At 65.2% G+C, this 19,107-nt stretch carries 20 protein-coding genes; 12 read left to right on the top strand and 8 right to left on the bottom strand.

All coding sequences use genetic code 11. The annotated features are described in order from the left end of the window. The first annotated feature begins 45 nt into the window (after nt 1-45). The 3 genes from JC607_RS04035 to JC607_RS25750 are packed head-to-tail and all read left to right on the top strand — an operon-like array spanning nt 46 to nt 1,684. Nucleotides 46-984, top strand: coding sequence for a LacI family DNA-binding transcriptional regulator (locus tag JC607_RS04035; protein ID WP_198835664.1), 939 nt, complete (start codon nt 46-48; stop codon nt 982-984). Beyond that, entirely contained in the window at nt 932-1,339 is a 408-nt protein-coding gene (locus JC607_RS04030) for a hypothetical protein (RefSeq protein ID WP_198835663.1), read from the top strand. Before JC607_RS04035 ends, JC607_RS04030 begins: the two co-directional genes overlap by 53 nt. A 6-nt stretch (nt 1,340-1,345) precedes the next feature. Then, nucleotides 1,346-1,684, top strand: a complete 339-nt coding sequence (locus JC607_RS25750; protein WP_198835662.1) for a TonB-dependent receptor — start codon at nt 1,346-1,348, stop codon at nt 1,682-1,684. Nucleotides 1,685-1,727: 43 nt separating this feature from the next. On the opposite strand, the gene JC607_RS04020 is transcribed toward JC607_RS25750, so the two are convergent. Then, nucleotides 1,728-2,414, bottom strand: a complete 687-nt coding sequence (locus JC607_RS04020) for a MarR family winged helix-turn-helix transcriptional regulator (RefSeq protein ID WP_233092621.1) — start codon at nt 2,412-2,414, stop codon at nt 1,728-1,730. Further along, nucleotides 2,380-3,096, bottom strand: a complete 717-nt coding sequence (locus JC607_RS04015; protein ID WP_198835661.1) for an ABC transporter substrate-binding protein — start codon at nt 3,094-3,096, stop codon at nt 2,380-2,382. Before JC607_RS04015 ends, JC607_RS04020 begins: the two co-directional genes overlap by 35 nt. An 87-nt stretch (nt 3,097-3,183) precedes the next feature. On the opposite strand from JC607_RS04015, the gene JC607_RS04010 reads away from it, so the two are divergent. Together JC607_RS04010 and nagB are read left to right on the top strand one after the other, a co-directional pair. Next, complete coding sequence (locus JC607_RS04010; protein WP_198835660.1) at nt 3,184-3,576, top strand: RidA family protein; 393 nt, start codon at nt 3,184-3,186, stop codon at nt 3,574-3,576. An 18-nt stretch (nt 3,577-3,594) separates the two neighbouring features. Further along, on the top strand, nt 3,595-4,374 hold the full coding sequence (gene nagB / locus JC607_RS04005; protein WP_198835659.1) for a glucosamine-6-phosphate deaminase: 780 nt from the start codon (nt 3,595-3,597) through the stop codon (nt 4,372-4,374). On the opposite strand, the gene JC607_RS04000 is transcribed toward nagB, so the two are convergent. The 6 genes from JC607_RS04000 to JC607_RS03975 all read right to left on the bottom strand — a co-directional run bounded on the left by JC607_RS04000 (nt 4,332) and on the right by JC607_RS03975 (nt 11,491). After that, on the bottom strand, nt 4,332-5,090 hold the full coding sequence (locus tag JC607_RS04000) for a copper homeostasis protein CutC (RefSeq protein WP_198835658.1): 759 nt from the start codon (nt 5,088-5,090) through the stop codon (nt 4,332-4,334). The genes nagB and JC607_RS04000 overlap by 43 nt on opposite strands. Beyond that, a complete protein-coding gene (locus JC607_RS03995; protein ID WP_198835657.1) occupies nt 5,087-6,352 on the bottom strand; it encodes an MFS transporter in 1,266 nt (421 codons plus the stop codon). The genes JC607_RS04000 and JC607_RS03995 overlap by 4 nt, the downstream gene beginning before the upstream one ends. Before the next feature lies 1 nt (nt 6,353). After that, on the bottom strand, nt 6,354-7,787 hold the full coding sequence (locus tag JC607_RS03990) for a M81 family metallopeptidase (protein WP_198835656.1): 1,434 nt from the start codon (nt 7,785-7,787) through the stop codon (nt 6,354-6,356). 9 nt (nt 7,788-7,796) lie between these two features. Continuing rightward, complete coding sequence (locus tag JC607_RS03985; protein ID WP_198835655.1) at nt 7,797-9,710, bottom strand: beta-N-acetylhexosaminidase; 1,914 nt, start codon at nt 9,708-9,710, stop codon at nt 7,797-7,799. An 8-nt stretch (nt 9,711-9,718) separates the two neighbouring features. Beyond that, the gene (locus JC607_RS03980) at nt 9,719-10,534 is read right to left on the bottom strand and encodes an SDR family oxidoreductase (protein WP_233092619.1); all 816 of its coding nucleotides are present in this window, start codon (nt 10,532-10,534) and stop codon (nt 9,719-9,721) included. Between the two features lie 69 nt (nt 10,535-10,603). Then, the gene (locus JC607_RS03975) at nt 10,604-11,491 is read right to left on the bottom strand and encodes a MurR/RpiR family transcriptional regulator (protein WP_198835654.1); all 888 of its coding nucleotides are present in this window, start codon (nt 11,489-11,491) and stop codon (nt 10,604-10,606) included. A 198-nt stretch (nt 11,492-11,689) separates the two neighbouring features. Here JC607_RS03975 and JC607_RS03970 point away from each other — a divergent pair, with 198 nt between their 5' ends. The 7 genes from JC607_RS03970 (at nt 11,690) to JC607_RS03940 (ending at nt 19,107) form a co-directional block, all read left to right on the top strand. Then, nucleotides 11,690-12,196, top strand: coding sequence for a hypothetical protein (locus JC607_RS03970; protein ID WP_198835653.1), 507 nt, complete (start codon nt 11,690-11,692; stop codon nt 12,194-12,196). A gap of 2 nt (nt 12,197-12,198) precedes the next feature. Further along, nucleotides 12,199-13,701, top strand: a complete 1,503-nt coding sequence (locus JC607_RS03965) for a M81 family metallopeptidase (RefSeq protein WP_198835652.1) — start codon at nt 12,199-12,201, stop codon at nt 13,699-13,701. Next, complete coding sequence (locus JC607_RS03960) at nt 13,701-14,819, top strand: D-TA family PLP-dependent enzyme (protein ID WP_198835651.1); 1,119 nt, start codon at nt 13,701-13,703, stop codon at nt 14,817-14,819. Before JC607_RS03965 ends, JC607_RS03960 begins: the two co-directional genes overlap by 1 nt. Before the next feature lie 2 nt (nt 14,820-14,821). Beyond that, complete coding sequence (nagA, locus tag JC607_RS03955) at nt 14,822-15,970, top strand: N-acetylglucosamine-6-phosphate deacetylase (RefSeq protein WP_198835777.1); 1,149 nt, start codon at nt 14,822-14,824, stop codon at nt 15,968-15,970. Then, nucleotides 15,967-16,887, top strand: a complete 921-nt coding sequence (locus tag JC607_RS03950; RefSeq protein ID WP_198835650.1) for an ROK family protein — start codon at nt 15,967-15,969, stop codon at nt 16,885-16,887. Before nagA ends, JC607_RS03950 begins: the two co-directional genes overlap by 4 nt. Before the next feature lie 175 nt (nt 16,888-17,062). Beyond that, on the top strand, nt 17,063-18,223 hold the full coding sequence (locus JC607_RS03945; RefSeq protein WP_198835649.1) for a Gfo/Idh/MocA family protein: 1,161 nt from the start codon (nt 17,063-17,065) through the stop codon (nt 18,221-18,223). Further along, nucleotides 18,220-19,107 carry a carbohydrate ABC transporter permease gene (locus JC607_RS03940; RefSeq protein WP_198835648.1) on the top strand — a complete coding sequence of 296 codons (888 nt, stop codon included), beginning with the start codon at nt 18,220-18,222 and terminating at the stop codon, nt 19,105-19,107. The genes JC607_RS03945 and JC607_RS03940 overlap by 4 nt, the downstream gene beginning before the upstream one ends.

Below are 19,107 nucleotides of genomic sequence, written 5' to 3'. Positions count from 1 at the left end.
CCCGGAACATGGCCATCTTCCCTCCATGACCGAACCGGGCCCGGGATGATGCGCAAACCGACCTTGCGCGAGATAGCCACGCTTGCGGGCGTTGGCACCGCCACGGTCGAGCGTGTGCTGAACGGGCGCGCTGCGGTGCGCCCCGGAACGGCGGAAAAGGTGATTGCGGCGGCGCGGGCGCTGAACACGCCGCGCCTGATGCCGGTGCAACATCACGGGATCTTCCGCATCGAAGTGCTGCTACTGAAACCGGAAAGCGCGTTTTTCAGGCGTCTGTCCCAGGCCTTTGAACGGATCGCAGCGACGCTGGATGCAACCGTGCAGATCCATCGCAGCTTTGTCGATCCGATCCGGCCCGAGGATCTGGCGCGGTGGATCCTGCGGCCTGCGGCGAGGCGCTCGGGGCTGATCCTGGCGCTTTCCGATCAGGCGCCGGTGCGGGATGCCCTGCGCGACCTGGCGGCCACCGGCCTTCCCATGTTCGATATCGTGACGCGGGCGGGCGATGATATGGTGCCACTTGTCGGCATCGACAACCTTGCCGCCGGGCGCAGCGCCGGACATTTCATCGCGCGGATGCAGCCCCGTCCCGGGCCGGTCATCGCGATCGGCGATCCGATCTGCCGCGTGCATCGCGACCGGCTGCGCGGCATTTCGGATTGCTTCCGCGACAATCCGCGCCCGGGGATGGAGCTGACCTGGTTCGGGTTTGGATCAGACCTGCCACCGCGCCTCCATGACCGTCTCGCTGTCTTACGTGAACACCCAGGCCAGTGGCATGTGGGATCCGCGTCTCGTGCTGGGCTGGTCAAAGGTCGATATCGCAGTCGACCAGCCCGATATTCCGCCGCGCATCGTCGGGCCTGGGGTCAGCCGCGGTCTGAACAAGACCTTCTCGGCGCGGGCAGAAAACCGTTTCCACCTGTCGGATGTGAATACGATCACGGCGGGCATCGACTATTACGACAAGGAAAGCACCTATAGCGATCTGACCTATGGCCCGGTGACCGAAAAGGCCAGCAATGTCGGCCTCTATGTCCAGGCGCGGCTTGAACCCGCGGAAGGTCGGTCGACCTCTTTCGGGCTTCGCTGGGATGATCAGCGCTTTACCGGCATTTCGGGCTGGAAGGGTGATTTCTCGGGGCTGAGCGGCAATCTCAGCCTCGATGGCGAGATCTTCCTGACGAAGATCGACGATGCCCGCGACCGCGTCATCATGAATGATCTGGAAAGCCGCGGCTTCAATCTCGGCCTCGGCTATGGCTGGGAGGGCGGCTATCTGCGCGCGAGCTATTCGCAAAGCAAGATCAGGGTGAACGGCCCCGGCACCGACAGCTGAAGCGCGGTGGATCTTGGCACCCCTCCCGGCGGCGTGCTGGCCATCGAGGCGCAGCACCCGCCGGAGGGCAACGCCTTTACCTTTGGCGGCGCGGTCGAGGCGGCAAAGGCCTATAATCACAAAGACGCCACGGCCAGTAAAACCATCGCGGGCTATGCGGTGCTGAACCTCTTCGCCGAATATCAGCCGCCCGGCGTCGAGGGCCTGGTGATCCGGGCCGAGGTGAACAACCTCTTCGACAGGACCTATGCCGACCGCGCCACCTATGGCCAGGATTTCAACTCGATCACGCCGCTTTACGAGCCGGGCCGCTCGGTCCAGCTGGTCGCCTCGATGCGGTTCTGAGGTCAGTAAATCTGGGAAAAGGGGCGGGTCATCCGCCCCTTTTTCAATCATACAGCCGGTTCAGCATCCGCAGGACGGGATAGGCCTCGCCCCGGCTGATGCGCGGGCCAAAGGCCTTGTGGATCAGATCGACACAGACATCCCAGATCCCGCCGGTGATCCCGGTGCCCGCCGGGGCCAGCCGGATGATCTGCGCCCGACCCGCATCGCCCGAGGCCTCGCGGGTGATCAGCCCCGCCTTCACCATCCGTGAGACATGGCGCGACAGCGCATATTGCGGCACGAAAAGCCGCCTTTGCAGCGCAAGCATCCGCACGCCCTCGTCGCCTGCAAGCTCTGCCGCCTCAAGGATCTCATACCAGATCGGGTCCTGGATCCCCATCTTGCGGAGGCGCTTTTCGATCTCGGGCATCAGGGTGCGCTGAATGCGCTGCAACGCGAAATAGACCGCCGCCTCGACCGTGCCGGTGGTCGATGGCTCGACATAGCGGTTGCGGATCACGATCTGCATCAACAGACCCGCAATCGCCATTGACGCCCCCGAAAGCACCAGCGCCAGTGTCCGCGGCACCCGGCTTTCCCACAGGATCAGCCAGTCGCGCGGATCACCGTCGATCAGCCGCCACAGGCAATACAGGCCGCCTGGGGGTCGAGATAGACGATGCGCCCGTTTTTCACCGCGCTCGTCTCGGCCATCAGAGCATTGGTCGAGCATCGCTCGCCCCGGCATCCCCTACTCCGGCATCCCCCACTCCGGCATCACGGTCGACCACGAAGATCCAGTCCGGATCCCGCTCGAGGATATATTCAAACGAGATCGCATCGCCGCCATGGAAGCGGTCATCGATCCCCTCTTCGACCGGCGCGAAGCCCGGCTCGCGATGGATCCAGCCCAGCCGCGAGGCCGGACCGTAAGCGCCAGGTTTGCCGCCATTGGTCACAAGGATCAGCGCGGTTCCGGAATGCGGCGCCACCGCTTGCAGATGCGCAATGCGGCTGTCGGGATCGGCGACCAGAGCTTGCGCCTTTTCGGTCAGCCCAAAGATCTGCCCGACGCTCAGGATATTCTGCCTGACCGCGCTGAAATGCTTCTCCCCAAGGCTCAGATCCACGGTCGGAAGCAATTGCGACATCTGCGCATAGGCCGGCGCGGTGCGGGTGCCGATGATCATCAGATCGGCGCGGGCGGCCGCGATGGCCTCATAATCCGGCTCGAAGATCGTGCCGACCTTCGGCCGGCCTGCCGCGGCATATTTCGCCAGATATGAGGGCAGATTGCTGCCCAATACGCCCGCCGGAACCGCCCCAAGCGCCTCCGCGATGTCCAGCGCATTGACGTCCAGGATCAGTACCTTGCCCACCGGCGCCTCAACCGTGGTTTCGCCCTGGGAATGCATGAAATCCAGTTTCACCTTCTCGCCCGCGACCTGCGATTCACGCTTGAAGCTTCGCTGAAATTACCGATTGATGTGAAAAGTATTTCCAATGCCAGGGTTGAAATGGCCGATCCCCGACTCATCCGCTATGACATCGCCGATCCTCAGGCCGGCGGCAGCCGCCGCCCCTTTGCCCGCGCCGTCCGGGCCGGGGATTATGTCCATGTCTCGGGCCAGGTCCCCACAATCGATGGCGAGGTCGTCCAGGGTGGCATCATCGCCCAGACCGAGGCGGTGATCGAAAACCTGAAAGCGGTGCTGAAACTCGCCGGTTGCGGGCTGGAGGATGTGATCAAGGTCACCTGCTGGCTGGAAGATCCGCGCGATTTCACCAGTTTTAACGCGGTGTTCGAGAAGCATTTCATCGACCATCCCCCGGCGCGGTCTACCGTGGAATCGCGGCTGATGGTGGATGCGAAGATCGAGATCGACGCCATCGCCTGGAAACCCCTGTAACGGGCTGAGGAGACGGGCATGAAGGTTCTGATCCTTCCCGATGCGGGCGCGGCGACCGACCGCGCCGCAGAGCTGATCGCCGAACGGCTGCGCGAAAAGCCCGAAACGGTGCTGGGCCTTGCGACCGGTGGCACGATGGAGGCGGTCTATGCCCGCCTGATCCGGGACCACCGCGAGGCGGGGCTCAGCTTTGCCGGTGTCACCAGTTTCAACCTTGATGAATATGTCGGCCTGGCGCCCGATCACCCCTGTTCCTACTGGCATTACATGCGCCACCACCTGTTCGACCATGTCGATATCGACCCGGGCCGCGCCCATCTGCCGCGCGGCGATGCCCCCGACCCCGAGGCCGAGGCTGCGCGCTATGAGGCCGCGATCCGGGAGGCCGGTGATATCGGGCTGCAACTCCTTGGCCTCGGGCTGAACGGGCATATCGGGTTCAACGAGCCGACCTCGAGCCTGAATTCGGTCACCAGGATCAAGACGCTGACCCGTTCGACCCGCGATGCCAATGCGCGGTTCTTCGCCCGCCCCGGGGATGTGCCGCGCCTTGCGATCACCATGGGGATCGGCACCATCGCCCGCGCGTCAGAAGTGCTTTTGCTGGCTTACGGCGCGGCCAAAGCCCAGGTGGTGGCCGCGATGATCGAGGGGCCGCTGACCGCTGCCTGCCCGGCTTCTGCCCTGCAATTGCACCGCAAGGTGACGGTGGTGATCGACCGCGCGGCGGCGGGCGCCCTGCGGCTGCGCGACTATTACGAGCTGGTGCATCCGGACGGGCGCGAGGCCGAAATCTGATCCAGCTTTGCCCTGAGCGCCGCGACTTTTGCCCGGTCAGTCCCGCGCGCGCCTGCCGGCTGAAAGCCGAATTCCGCCACAGCGGCAAGCCTGGGCGGCGGCAGCAGCGCTGATCCCGAAGCATGGATTTCGCGCAGATCCAGCGCCGCCGCCAGGGCATCCGCGTTTTCCGCCGAGACCCCGCCGCCTGGCATCACCGTCACCCCGGGTGCCGCCTGTTCCATCGCCCTGAGCCGCGCGATCCCTGCAAGCGCGGTCAAAGCCCCTCCCGATGACAGCACCCGGCGAATGCCGAGCGCCTTCACCAGCCGCATTGCCGGATCGGGGTCGGGCGTCAGATCAACAGCGCGGTGAAGGGTAATCTCCAGGCCGGACGCCTCCGCCACCAGGCGGCGCAGCGCCGCTTCATCCAGCCGCCCGTCGGGGAGCGAAGCGCCGATCACCACCCCGGCGAGCCCGGCTGCGCGACAGGCGCGGATCTCGGCGACCGAGGCCTCCAGCTCGGGCCCGGTCCAGCAGAAATCCCCGGCGCGCGGCCGGATCATCGCCATCACCGGCAGGTCGCAATCTGCCGCCAGCGCGATCAACCCTGCCGAAGGGGTCAGCCCGCCAACGGCCAGCGCCGCGCAAAGCTCGATCCGGTCGGCGCCGCCGTCACGCGCGGCCTGGATCCCCGCCGCGTCATCGACACAGATTTCCAGCGTGATCCGGGTCATCTCCGCCCCTCCAGCCCCAAAAGCAAACCGGCCCCCAGCACCCCCGCCACGCCCGAGAGGATCGAGGCCGCCGGATAGCCGCCGATCCAGGTGCCAAAGGCGAAGACCGCCGCGCCAAAGGCGCCACCAAGGAACATATTCACCGCGATCAGCGAGGCCGAAAGCCCCGGCCGGTCCCGGATCATATCCAGCAGATAGCTGATCGGCAGTGATATGATCCCGGCGGCGGCAAAGCCCGCGATCAGGCTTGCGACCCAGATCTGCCAGACCGCCCCCGCGAATGCCAGCGCGGTCAGATAGACCAGATAAAGCGCCGCAGTGATCGCCAGCGCAGGCACAAGTGCCATGGAGCGCGTCATCCGCGCCCAGAAGAACATGAAGATGACCTCAAGTGCTGCGACCATGCCGACGATCTTGCCGACCGTTCCCGCCTCGCCCCCGGCCTGGCCGGTCAGGATCAGCGGCAGCACAGCGGAATTGACATGCAGCACCTGGCTGATCAGCGCCACGCCCAGCACGCGGCTGAGGATGCCGGGGTGCAAGAGCCGCGCGATGCCGGCAAAGCTCGCGCCCGCCATACGGACCTGGGCGGGCCGGTCCGCACGCCCGGTGGTTGGCGCCAGGCGTGAGGTGCCGGTGCCGCCCTCGACCCTGGCTTCAGGTCGCGGCTTGTGGTCGGGCTCCAGCCAGAACAGGATCGTGGCAAGGCAGGCCGCCGCCAGCAGTGCCGCGATCAGGTAGGATCCGATCATCGTCTTTTGCCCGGCAAGGATCAGCCCGACCGCGCCCGGCACCAATACCCATGACAAAGAAATCATCATCCGCATCAAGGCGTTGACGATGGCGGCCTCTTCCGGCTGGAACCGCGCGGTCTGGGCGCGGACATTGCCGAACAGCATCGAATTCGTCGCATGGAACAGCGCCAGCGGCGCGATCATCGCAATGGCAAAAGTCAGCGCCGAGGGCACAGCCCAGATCATACCATAGCCGATGATCCCGAATGAGGCGACGAAGATCAGCGGGCGGCGATAGCTCTGGAACCGGTCTGAAAGCAGGCCGAACCCGATCGCCAGCAGGACATTGGTGATCGAGGCCGCCAGCGCGATCAGCGCATATTGGCCATCGCTCAGCCCCAGCTCGCGGATGCCGACCAGCGCCTGATAGGGCACGGTTGCCGCCCCTGCAAATCCGTAGAGAAAGATCGCGGCAGCCGAGGCGCGCACGACCCGATGGCGACGGAGGGTAGAAATCCAAGGGTTCATCTTAACACCTGAACCGCTGCGAGATTTCGGGCATTGGCTGGTAATCTGCGCCCGGGTCAAAGGGCAGCACCCGCAGCGACCGGTGGTGATTGGCAAGGGCCGCGATGTCCTGGCTGACCACGCCCTCGGTCAGCGCCATCAGGTTCGGCCGCGCAAGCGGCGCAAGTTCAGGCGAAAGATAGCCCGATTTCACCACAAGCAACGCCACCGCGCGCGGATCCAGCCCGAGCCGGTCGAAATCCGCGAGCGTATGATAGGGCCGCCGCCGCGCCGCCAGCACAAGGGTGATACCGCCGATCCGTACCACCGCCTGACGCGCATCAGGATCGTCGCCGCCATCAAGCAAGACCACCTCGGCCATGGTCGCGACGACGGCACCGGCCGGGTCAAGGCTCGCCCCGATCCGGAGCGGCAGCCGCGCGCCGGCCCCGGCTTTGAAACAGGCCTCGACCGCAGGCCGGTCGGCAATGCCCGCGACCAGCGCCCCCTGCCAGCCCCGTGCGATCAGGGCGGCGAGCACATCGGCACGGTCCCCCACCCCGCCGCCGGTCGGGTTGTCACCACTGTCGGCGAGGATCACCGGCTGCGTTCCCACCACCGCCGCGATATCCAGCATCTCCTCAAGCGGTCCTGTCTTTGCGCCGGAATGGAACCGGTCACGCGCGGCCCAGAAATCACCGGCGATCTGTGTCCCCGCAGCCGCCATCGCCACAGCGTCGGTGCCCGTCACCATGGCGCAGGCGGTGGCGCGCGGCTCATCGGCCCAGACATAGCCAATCATCAGATCCGCGCGCCAGATGCCGGGTCCCTCGCGCGCAGGCAGCGCGGCGTATAAAGACCGCGCCGGCTCGTCCCCGGTCGAAGTCCGCTCGCCGGGCAGCAAAAGCGGCACCGGCACCCGCAAAACGCCGGGCCGCACGCCGGTTTGCAGAGCGCGCAGGAGCATTGCAAAAGCCGCCTCCATCGTCTCGGGCGTGTCGATATGCGGTGCGGTGCGATAGGCGGCGAAAATGTCGATCTGATCGACCACTTTCGCCGAGACATTCCCATGCAGATCGTAACTGGTGGCGATCAGCATATCCGGCCCGACCGCCTGCCGCACTGCCTGAAACCAGTCGCCCTCGGCATCCCACAGGCCTTCGACCTTCATCGCGCCATGCATCGCGAGGTAAACCGCATCAAAGGGCTTCGCCGCCTCGAGACGCGCCAGAAACCCGGCCCGGAACGCCTCGTATACCGCGCGCGAGACCGGGCCACCCGGTACGGCACGCGCATGAAAGAGCGGCGCGATTTCAACAGGATGGTGGCGCAGAAAGGCGAAGTAATCGCTTTCTGTCAGCTCTGCCCCGCGCAGCACACGGAAATCCTCTGCCTGCATCAGCACCGGCGAAGAGGTGGAACATTCGGTATGGATGCCGCCGACGGCGATGCGCATTTCAGCCTCTTACAGTGTCGGGTGCAGCCGGGCCTGGGCGGCAAAGCGCAGCCAGTCCTTGTTCTCTGGCTGGGTCCAGCCCGCCTCGGCCACTGCCAGCAGACGCGGAAAAACAAGATCGTTGAACCAGGCGTCAGAGGTGAAATGCTCGCACCAGATACAGGCCTGAACACCTGTCATATGATGCGCCAGTTCGGGTGGAAAATCGCCCGCCGCCTCGTAAGAATAGCTTTGCTCGGGCGTCACCGGCCCGGCCCAGCCGGCGCCATTTTCCAGCCAGTCCGGCCCCTGCACCATGTCGAGATAATAGGCCTGGCCCGGCACCATCACCACATCATAGCCCTGCCGCGCCAGCGCGATCCCGATCTCGGGCTTTTCCCAGGCCATCAGAAGCGTGTTTTCCGGCGGCACCCCTCCGCCCTGCGCGACCTCGTTCCAGCCGACCAGGATCTTGCCCCTCGCCTCGAGCATCGCCTTGATCCGGCGCAGGAACCAGCTTTGCAGGTTGAGCGTTCCGGCAAGCCCCTCGCGCTGCATCAGCACCCGGGCACGCGGGCTGTCGAGCCAGGCGTTCCGCGCCACCTCATCGCCGCCGATATGGAACCAGCGCGACGGGAAAATCGCACATAGCTCGTCGATGATGGTTTCCAGCACCGAGAATGTCTCAGGGATACCGGGGTTGAAGCCGTTATTCGGGAAGCCCTGAACCGGATGATAGCTTTCCGGCGGCTCGTCCGGATCGGCCAGCTGAGGCAGCGCGGCGATGACACAGGCGGCATGGCCCGGCGTCTCGATCTCGGGCATGACCTCGATCCCAAGCGCCCCGGCATGGGCCACGAGGGCGCGCATCTCATCCTGGCTGTAATGGCCCGTCGCAGCCCCGGGCCCATCCCCAAGCTGTGGCCGCATCGCAGGCAGGCCGGCGGCACGGGTGGCGCCAATCGCGGTCAGCTGCGGGTAAGCGCGGATCTCGGCGCGCCAGGCCTCGTCATCGGTCAGATGCCAGTGAAAGCGGTTGAACCGGTTCCAGGCCATGATATCGACCACGCGGCAGACCTGGTCAAACCGCCAGAAATGCCGCGCACAATCCAGATGGCAGCCGCGCCAGCCATAGCGCGGCGCATCCGCGATATGGCCGGTCGCGGGGAAGCGGAACCTCGGGTCACTGATGGCGCCTTGCAGCATCTGCGCCAGCGCGATCAGCCCATAGCGCCGCCCGAGATCCGAGCTTGCCGTAAGGGTGATCACCGGGTCGAAATCGAGACGGAAGCCCTCTTCGGGGATCGCGGCGCTATAGGCAAACGCCACTTCACGCGATCCGGGCACGGGCGAAAGCTGCAGGATCCGGCGCCCCGCAGGGAACAGCCGGCGCTGCAGATCGGACACCGACAGCGCAAGACGCTGATCCGCGAGGCTGGTCCCCGGCGCGAGATGCAGGATAACCGGCGGAGGATCCGCCGCTGGCCCGGGTTCCGCCGTGATCGCATTCGGCCAGGGCATCAGCGCGAAGGGCAGCGTCAGCCGCCCCTCGGGCAGGCGCGGCGGCGGATATGCGGGCGTGGCGGATCGCAGCATCAGATCCCCGACCATACAGGGAAGATGACGGCGATCCGCAAGCGTGACCCAGGCGGTTTTGGCCGCGTCATTGCGGTGAAACGGCGAGCGGTTCAGGCCGGTGATCTCAAATGTCCAGCTGTTGCCCGGCGCGACAACCAGCCCTTCGGGCGGCGCGATCTGGTGGAAATTCGCATTGCGCAACAATAGCCTCGCGCCGGTGATCTCGTGATCCGCCAGCACGCGGGTGATCGAGGTCAGCGAGAGGGTAAAGCCCTCCAGCGCCTCATCGGACAGGTTGGTCAGCCGCAGGGACCAGGTCCCGGCGGGCAGTGGCATTTCGGACCAGGAATTTTCCAGGAGATACATCGCGCCCCTCACCAGTCGGCCGATTGCGTGAAGGTCCGCGCGAGCGAGGGCGTGCCCGCCGTCAGCCCGCAATCGACCGGCAGGCAGATGCCGGTGATCGCCGCCGCCAGCGGTGAGGCCAGAAAGCCCACCGCCTCGGCCACATCCCCGGGGCGCGCAATGCGGCCCAGCGGATAATGCGCGGCGGCCTCGGCAAAGACATTCGGGTTTTGCGCCGCACGCGCCTCCCAGGCGCGGGTGCGGACGGTGCCGGGCGCCACCGCATTGGCCCTGAGCCCGTGGCGGCCATATTCCACCGCGATCAGCCGCGTCAGATGGATCATCCCGGCTTTGGCCGCCGAATAGGCCGGGTGGCCATAGACCCCCAGCCCGTTGACCGAAACGATATTGACCACCGAGCCCTGGCCCAGGATCAGCTGCGGCGCCAGCGCCTGGAAGGTCAGGAAAGCGGCATCAAGGTTCAGCGCGCGATCGGCCTGCCAGTCGGCCACCGAGGTCGAATGCAACCCCGCCGCTGTCACGCCGCCCGCATTATTGACCAGGGTCACCACCTGCCCCAGGCGCTGCGCCCCGACCGCCATGGCCGCGCAACTGGCGGCATCGGTCACATCGGTCTGCCAGGGCAGGAAGCCCTCGCCCAGCTCCGCCGCCGCGCGCGCAACCGCGTCGAGGTCGAGATCGGTCATCAGCACGAGATCATGATCCTGGCGCAGACGACGCGCTATGGCTCGGCCAATATCGCCGGCGCTGCCGGTGATGATGGCGAGACGCGGCAAAGCAGCAGATGCGGCGGCAGAAGGCTGGTCAGCGGGGCGCGGGTCCAAAAGTCACATCCTTCGCGGCAAGATGACAAGGACCATCGGGGCGGCCGCCATCGTGCCCCGGGCCCGGCTTCAGTCGCCCAAAAGCTGGCGGTCGTCGCCGTCGCGGTGACGGATCAGTTGTTCCTTGATGCCGCGCAGGATCCGGGCGGATCGCGGCTTGTCGGCATAGGCCACCAGGTTCGCGATGATATCGACCACCGCGAGAAAGGCGAAACGGGTCGAGGTGGCGCGGAAGATATTGCGCCCCTCCGGCAGGTCGATCGGGATCACCAGATCGGCGGCCTCGGCCACCGGTGTTCCGGGCTGGGTCAGCGCAATGGTCGCAATGCCGCGCTCGCGCAGCAGCGCGAAACAGCGCACCATCTCGTGGTTGCGGCCCGAAAGCGAGGATCCCACCACCACCGTCCCCGGCTCTGCCGCCGCCGAGATCATCAGATGCATGCCGTGATCATTCGAGGCCGAGATCCGCACCCCCAGCCGGAACAGACGGTTCTGCAGCTCGGTCGCGATCATCGCCGAATTGCCGCCCGAGCCAAAGGCATGCACCATCTGCGCTGATGAGATCAGCGCAACCGCGCGTTCCACCGCCGCCAGATCCAGCGCCCGATGCATCTGGAACAGCGCGTTCTGCGCCTTGGTCACGATGTCTTCCGCCACCTCGGCAGGGGTCGAGGTCACCGATTCCGGCTTGAGATAGCGCAGCCCGACATAGGCCGAGCGCGCCAGCTGCACCTTGAAATCGGAAAAGCTGGAACAGCCCAGCCGCCGGCAGAACCGCGTCACCGTCGGCGGCGAGACGCCCGCCCGCGCCGCAATCTCGGTGATCGAGGCATTGGTCGCATAGGTCATATCCGCCAGCACCACCTCGGCCAGGCGCCTTTCCATTGCGGAAAGCCGCCCTTCCTCATCGCTGAGCGCCGAGATCAGGTCCGGCGCAGTCTCGTTCGGGGTACTCATTCGGATCTCCATGGCCGCAGCCCTGCAGACAGGGACGGGACTGTTTCACCCCCCACGAAACCTGTCAGAGCGACCTGGTCAAGCATGCGCTGGAATCCGAAATTCATTTTCGTTTCTCCTTGACATTCAGGCATAACCCTTTCGATTATTCCAGAGAATAAGCGATCAAGCTGAAATAATTTTCACGGAGCCGCCCGAATGACCGCCAGGCGCGACCCATTCGCGAACCCTTTCCCCGAAACGGACACCGATCGCCGCGCCATCTGGGAGATGCTGGTGCCCCGCGATATCGACGCCTGGACGACGGCAGACTGGGAGAGGGTGGCGGGCGATTTCACCGAAGGTCCGTTTACCGGGCTTTCCGGCAATCACCAGCCCGATCCGCAGGGCTTTACCTTTGCCTTTCCCAGCCTCGACCTCTACCGCGCGGAATGGCTGCGCCAGGCCCAAAGCTACCTGACCGAGCGCGCCGCAGGCATGTTTGACGGTGATCCGCGCCCGCATATCTATGCGGCAACGCGGCTCGAAGAGATCGGGATCACCGGAGACGCGGCGCTCGCGCGCAAGAAATTTGACGGCTGGCTGCCGCGCGCCGATGGCAGCCGCGACCGCATGAACTGGCAGACGCTTTACATCTGCCGCCGGGAAGACGGGCGGTGGAAGATCGCGGGCTTTATGGGCTATCTGCCCCATATCAGGGAGTGATCATGGTCAGCACGGCTCGGAGAAGGGTCTTCGTGGCGGCGCTGGCCACGGAAACCAACACATTCTCTCCCATCGTGATCGACCGCAAAGGCTTCGAGGAGTCGCTTTATGCGCCCCCGGGCCAGCATCCGGTGACCCCGACGCTCTGCACCGCGCCGATTCCGGTCGGGCGCAGGGTCTGCGCCGAGAAAGGCTGGGACCTGATCGAGGGCACCGCCGCCTGGGCCGATCCGGCCGGGCTGATCGCGCGAGGCGCCTATGAAGGGCTCAGGGACGAGATCCTTGCCCAGCTTCATCGCGCTTTGCCGGTGGATGCGGTGGTGCTGGGCCTGCATGGCGCGATGGTGGCCCAGGGCTATCTCGACCCGGAGGGCGATTTCCTTGCCCGGATCCGCGAGATGATCGGGCCGGATGTGATCCTCTGCGCCGAGATGGACCCCCACAGCCATCTGACCGCAAAACGCGTCGCCGCGCTGGATTTCTTCACCGTTTTCAAGGAATTTCCCCATACCGATTTCGTCGACCGCGCCGAGGATCTCTGGCGCATCCTCATCGACACGCTGGAAGGCCGGGTGACGCCGGTGGTCTCGGTTTTCGATTGCCAGATGATCGATGTCTTCCCGACCTCGCGCGAGCCGATGCGCAGCTTTGTCGACCGCATGATGGCGCTGGAGGCAAGCGAGCCGAAGCTTCTGTCCCTGTCCGCGATCCACGGCTTCATGGCCGGTGATGTGCCCGAGATGGGCACGAAAATGGTCGCTGTGACAGATGGGGACCCGGCCCTGGGCGCGCGCCTTGCCGAACAGCTCGGGCGCGCGCTTTTCGCCAATCGCGGCAGGCATATGATGCCGCAGATCAATGAGACTGAGGCCGTCTCGCGCGCGATGGCGGCGCAGGCCTGGCCGGTCGTGATCGCCGATATGTGGGATAACCCCGGCGGCGGCACGGCGGGGGATGCAACCGTCATCCTCAAGGAACTGCTGGCACAGGGTGCGCGCGGCGTGGCCATCGGCACGATCTGGGATCCGGTGGCGGTACAGCTTTGCTTCGTCGCCGGCGAGGGCGCCGAGATGCCCCTGCGGTTCGGCGCCAAATCCGCGCCCGAGACCGGCGAGCCCTGTGACGCGCTGATCCGCGTCATCCGCCTGAACGCGGCCGCTGAAATGCGCTTTGGCGAGAGCATCGCGCTGTTTGGCCCGGCGGCGCGGATCGCGCTTTTGGACCAGGCAGGCGCGGAAACCGGGATCGAGGTCATCCTCAACACCGTGCGCGTGCAGAGCTATGACCCCTCGCTCTTCACCGCCCTCGGGATCGATCCGCTGGCGCAAAAGATCCTCGTGATCAAATCAACCAACCATTTCTACGCAGCTTTTGCGCCCATCGCCTCGGAAGTGCTTTATTGCAGCGCCGGGAAGCCCTATCCGAATACTCCGGCAACCAATCCTTACCGGCTGGTCCGGGCGGATATCTGGCCGCGCATGGATGACCCTTTCGGAGAGATGTGATGAGCTTCCCCCCTTCCGGCCTTCCCGCTCCGGGTTTTCCCTGGCCCGAAGCTGGCACCCCGCTGGCAGATGTGACCACCCCGCTGCCGGTGATCGACGAAGACCGGCTCGCCGCCAATATCGCGCGGGCGCAAGACTATATGGCGGCGCATGGGCTGAATTTCCGGCCCCATATCAAAACCCATAAGATCGCGGCGGTCGCCCGCCAGCAGATTGCGACCGGGGCTGTGGGCCTCAATTGCCAGAAGCTGACCGAGGCCGAAGCCTTTGCCGATGCCGGGTTCGACGATATCCTGATCACCTATAACATCCTCGGGCGGGTGCGGGTCGCACGGCTGGTCACGCTGAACACCCGCGTGACGCGGCTGGCGGTGACAGCGGATTCGGCGGTGACGATTGCGGGGCTGGCGGCAGCTTTCCCGGCGGAAAAGCCGCTCACCGTTCTGGTCGAATGCGATACCGGCGGCGGGCGCTGCGGGGTGCAAAGCCCGCAAGACGCTTTCGCGCTGGCGCAGATGATCGCCGCCGCGCCGGGCCTGAAATTCGGCGGGCTGATGACCTATCCCGGCCCTGGCGGTGCCGCGCGGGTCGAGGCTTTCCTGCAAGAGACCATGGCACTGCTGGCGCAGGCGGGGATCCCCTGCCCGATGCGCACGAATGGCGGCTCGCCCGATCTGTGGAAGGCGCATCTGGTGCCCTCGGCGACCGAGCACCGCGCCGGCACCTATGTCTATAACGACCGCTCGATGGTCAGGGCGGGCGAATGCGGGCCGGGGGATCTGGCGATGCATGTGCTGGCCACCGTGGTTTCGCGCCCGGCGCCCGACCGCGCGGTTCTCGATTGCGGATCAAAGGCGCTGACCTCGGATCTGCTGGGCTTTACGGATTACGGCGAGATCGAGGGCCTTCCGGGCGCCAGGATCACCAGCCTTTCCGAAGAACATGCCGTGGTCGATCTGAGCGCCTGTACCGGCGCGCTGCCTGAGATTGGCGATCTGGTGCGGGTGGTGCCGAACCATACCTGTGTGGTCTCGAACCTCTTTGACCGGATGGTGTTCCACAAGGACGGCCTGGTCACGCGGGTCGAGCCTCTGGCTGCGCGGGGCACGGTCTGGTGAGTATGGGCAGCGGCACCCTTCACGCAGGTCAGATCTTCGATGGCGAGACCTGGCATCAGGACGCAGCGATCAGCTTCAAAGCAGGTCGGATCACCGCGATCGGCCCCTCGGGCGCGGCCCCCCGGGGACCGCGTCTGCCAGGTCTGATCGCGCCCGGCTATATCGACCTCCAGGTTAATGGCGGCGGCGGGGTGCTGTTCAACAATGACCCCACGCCCGAAGGGATCGCGACAATCTGCGCTGCGCATGCGCAACTTGGCACCACGGCTGTGATGGTGACGCTGATCACCGACCGCCCCGATATCACCGGTCGCGCGGTCGCGGCGGCGGAAGCGGCGCGGGCGCCCGGCTTCCTCGGGCTGCATCTCGAAGGCCCGCATCTGTCGCTGACGAAGAAAGGCACCCATGACCCCGCCCTGATCCGGGTGATGCAGGATCAGGACCTCGCCGCGATCCGCACTGCGGCGGGCCGTCTGCCGCATCTGATCGTGACGCTGGCACCGGAATCGGTCACGCCGGATCAGGTTCGCGCCCTTGCCGCAGCCGGGGTGACGGTAAGCCTCGGCCACAGCGATTGCGACTATGACACCGCGCGCGACTATATTGCGGCTGGCGCCCGCATGGTCACCCATCTCTTCAACGCCATGAGCCAGCTCGGCCACCGCGCCCCGGGGCTGGTCGGCGCCGCGCTGGTGGCGCCCGGCCTTTATGCCGGGCTGATCGCTGACGGCTTTCATGTCGCCGATGCCGCGATGCAGGTCGCGCTGCGGGCAAAGCCCGGGGAGGTGTTTCTCGTGTCAGATGCGATGTCGACCATTGGCAGCGATCTGACTGGTTTCATGCTGAATGGTCGTGAGATTTTCCGTGCCGGGGGGCGGCTGACCCTGGCAGACGGCACGCTGGCCGGTGCCGATATCGCGCTTTCGGATGCGGTGAGGTACTGCCATCTGCGGCTGGGTCTGGACAAGGGCGCGGCGCTGCGGCTTGGATCGGCGGCGCCAGCGGCGGCGCTTGGGCTGACCGATCGCGGCCATCTGCGGCCCGGCGCCCGGGCGGATCTGATCTGCCTCGACGATGCGCTGCAGGTCCTCGGCTGTTGGATCGCAGGCACGCCATCCGGCGGGATTGCGGCACAGGAGACGCGGTCGTGATCCTGTGTTTTGACATTGGCGGCACCTCGATAAAGATCGCCGAAGCCTTTGGCCTTGACGACATCAGGCCAACGATCCGCGTTCCTACCCCGGCCCGGGATTTCACCGCTTTCACCGCCGTCTTGCAGTCCGCCATCGACGCGGCACCCGAGCGGCCCGACTGCCTCGCCTTTTCCATCGCCGGGGTGATCGACCCGGAAACCGGCCTCGCGACCGTGGCGAATATTCCCTGCCTGAGCGGACGGCCCCTGCGCGCTGACCTCGAGACGGCGCTCGGCCTGCCGGTGGTTCTGGGCAATGATGCCGATTGCTTTGCGCTGGCCGAAGCCGCCATCGGCGCGGGGCGCGGCCATGCGGTCGTGTTTGGCATCATCCTCGGCACCGGGGTTGGCGGTGGCATCGTGGTCAGAGGCCAGCTGATCAATGATGGAGCGGGATCGGGCGGCGGATTTGCCGGCGAATGGGGCCATGGCCCGGTCGCCCAGCGCATTGTCGGGGATACCGTGCTACCCGCCTTTCCCTGCGGCTGCGGCCAGACCGGCTGCCTCGACGCGGTCTGTTCGGCGCGCGGAATGGAAAAGCTGCATCTCGCGCTTGGCGGCGCGGCACGTACCGCAGAGGACATCATTGCCGCCTGGCAGGCTGAGGAGCCGGCAGCCTCGCGGACCATCGCGATCTGGCTTGACCTGCTCTCTGGCCCGCTCGCCATGGTGCAAAACATGCTTGGCGCCGGGATTATGGCAGCAGGCGGTGGCCTGTCGAACGCGCGGCCCCTGATCGACGCGCTGGATAAGGCGGTTCGGGCACGGATCCTGCAACGGCTTTCCCGCCCGCTGATCGTTCAGGCACAATGCCCGATCGAGCCCGGCCTGGTCGGCGCGGCAGTGCTTGGCCTGAACCGGAAGCGCGACGGCTGACCCACCCCATATTTCCCGGTTTCCCGGCGGAGTGATGTTCCGCCGGCTTTGCGTGCATCAGTCGCCGCCATGAAAACAAATTACATAATTTGACAGCGCCATCGAAAATTCATTGACGAACATTGTGGCCGCCTTCCATGATGCAGAAAAAGAATTTCTCCCCAGGGAGTGAAACATGCGAGTCGCGATTATCGGCCTCGGCTTTCGTCTCGGCTATCTTGGCCATGTATTCCGGGAAATGGACCCGGATTTCGAGATCGTGGGCTATTACGATCCGGCCCCGGCCGGCATGGCGACCCTGACCGAACACGGCATTCCCGCCGGCATCTCGCATGAAAGCGCCGAGGCGCTGGTTAAGGCCGGCGGCTTTGATCTGCTGATGATCGGCTCGCCCAACCATTTCCACCTGGACCATATAAGGCTGGGGCTGGAGGCGGGGGTCAAAGTCTTCAGCGAAAAGCCCATCGTCTCGTCACTTGAAGACACTTATGCGCTGGCCGCTTTGCTGGCCAAATACGGGCATGAGACCCTCTCGGTCGGCCTCGTCTTGCGCTATGCGCCGCTGTATCGCGACCTGCTGGCCGCGCGTGACGCCGGCACCCTGGGCAATATCGTCTCGATCGAGGCCGCAGAACATATCTACCCTTATCACGGCGCGTTTTTCATGCGCGACTGGCGGCGCTATGAGAAATGGTCCGGCAGCTTCATGCTGGAAAAGTGCTGCCATGATCTCGACCTTTACAACGGTCTGATCCAGGCGAGGCCCGAGCGGGTGGCGTCTTTCGGGGGCAGGAAGACCTTTATCCCGGCGAATGATCCGCGCACATATGGCGTCAACGACATGGATATGTTCCACAAAAAGCCCTCGGGCTGGAACGGGTCGGACAAGGTCTTCGATTCCGATGGCGATATCATCGACTATCAGGTCGCCATCGTGGAATACGCCAATGGCGTGGGAATGAATTTCCACACCAATCTGAACGCCCCCGATCAGTTCCGCCGTTTCGCGGCCTTTGGCACCAAAGCCCAGGCCGAGGGCGATTTCATCCGCGGCTTCTTCCGCGTGACCGATGTGCTTTCGGAACAGCGGGTGATCGACCGCGAATACAAGGCCACGGCCCTGTCGCAGCATTACGGCGCCGATGAGGAAATGGCCGCCGGGATCGTCGCGAATGTCACCAGAGGCGCGGCGCTGCCGGTCTCGACGCTCGACGCGCTGGAGGCGGGCGTGCTGGCGCTTTCCATGGATCAGGCGCGCCATTCCCGCCAGGTGGTCGATCTGCGCCCGGTCTGGGACCGTTATGACGAGGCCCTGACGCGGAAGGGGGCTGCATGACCAGTTCGCGATCCGCCTGGATCTTCGCCTGGGCGCTGCTGGCGCCGGCGATCCTCTATGTGCTGGTGATCGTGGCCTGGCCTTTGGTCGAGACCTTCCGCCTTTCTTTTACTGACGCGAGCCTGCGCAAGGTGACGAATTACGTCGGCACCGCCAATTATGAGAAGATCTTCAACGAGACCTTCTTCGGGGTGATCTTGCGCACCTTCACCTGGACGTTTTTCTCGGTGGCGCTGAAAATGATCATCGGCACCTTTGGCGCGGTCCTGCTGAACGCCGCCGTGCCGGGGCGCTATCTGTTTCGCATCCTGACGATGCCGCCCTGGATCGTGCCGATGGCGATTGGCATTTTCATGTGGGGCTGGATGTATAATGGCCAGTTCGGGATGATCTCGGGCCTCTTGCAGCGCTTTGGCCTGACCGACGGGCCGGTGGCCTTTCTGGCTTATGGCGAGACCGCCTATTGGGCCACTATCGTCACCGATGTCTGGATTGGCGTGCCGATGGTCACGATCTATTTCCTCGCCGCCATCCAGTCGATTCCGAAAGATCTTTACGAGGCCGCCTGGGCCGATGGTGCCAGCCGCTGGACCCGCTTTCGCCGCATCACCCTGCCTTTGATGCTGCCGGCGATGATCACCATGTCGATGCTCTCGCTGATCGCGACCTTCAACTCTTTCGATATCATCTGGATCCTGACCCAAGGCGGGCCTTCGGGGTCGACCACCACCATGATCATCGACACCTATCACACCGCCATCGGGTCGAAAAAATACGGCGAGGGTGCCGCGCGGGCGGTGGTGATCTGTATTTTCCTCTCGCTCTTCTGCCTTGCCTATTTCCGGGTGACGCGGCGGCTGCAGACCATTGGCGGAAAGGAATAG

Origin of the sequence: Paracoccus sp. IB05, assembly GCF_016405985.1 — a bacterium.
In the GTDB taxonomy this organism is placed as follows: domain Bacteria; phylum Pseudomonadota; class Alphaproteobacteria; order Rhodobacterales; family Rhodobacteraceae; genus Pseudogemmobacter.
Note: the sequence above shows the minus strand (reverse complement) of the source record. Positions and strands in the feature narration are given on the sequence as shown.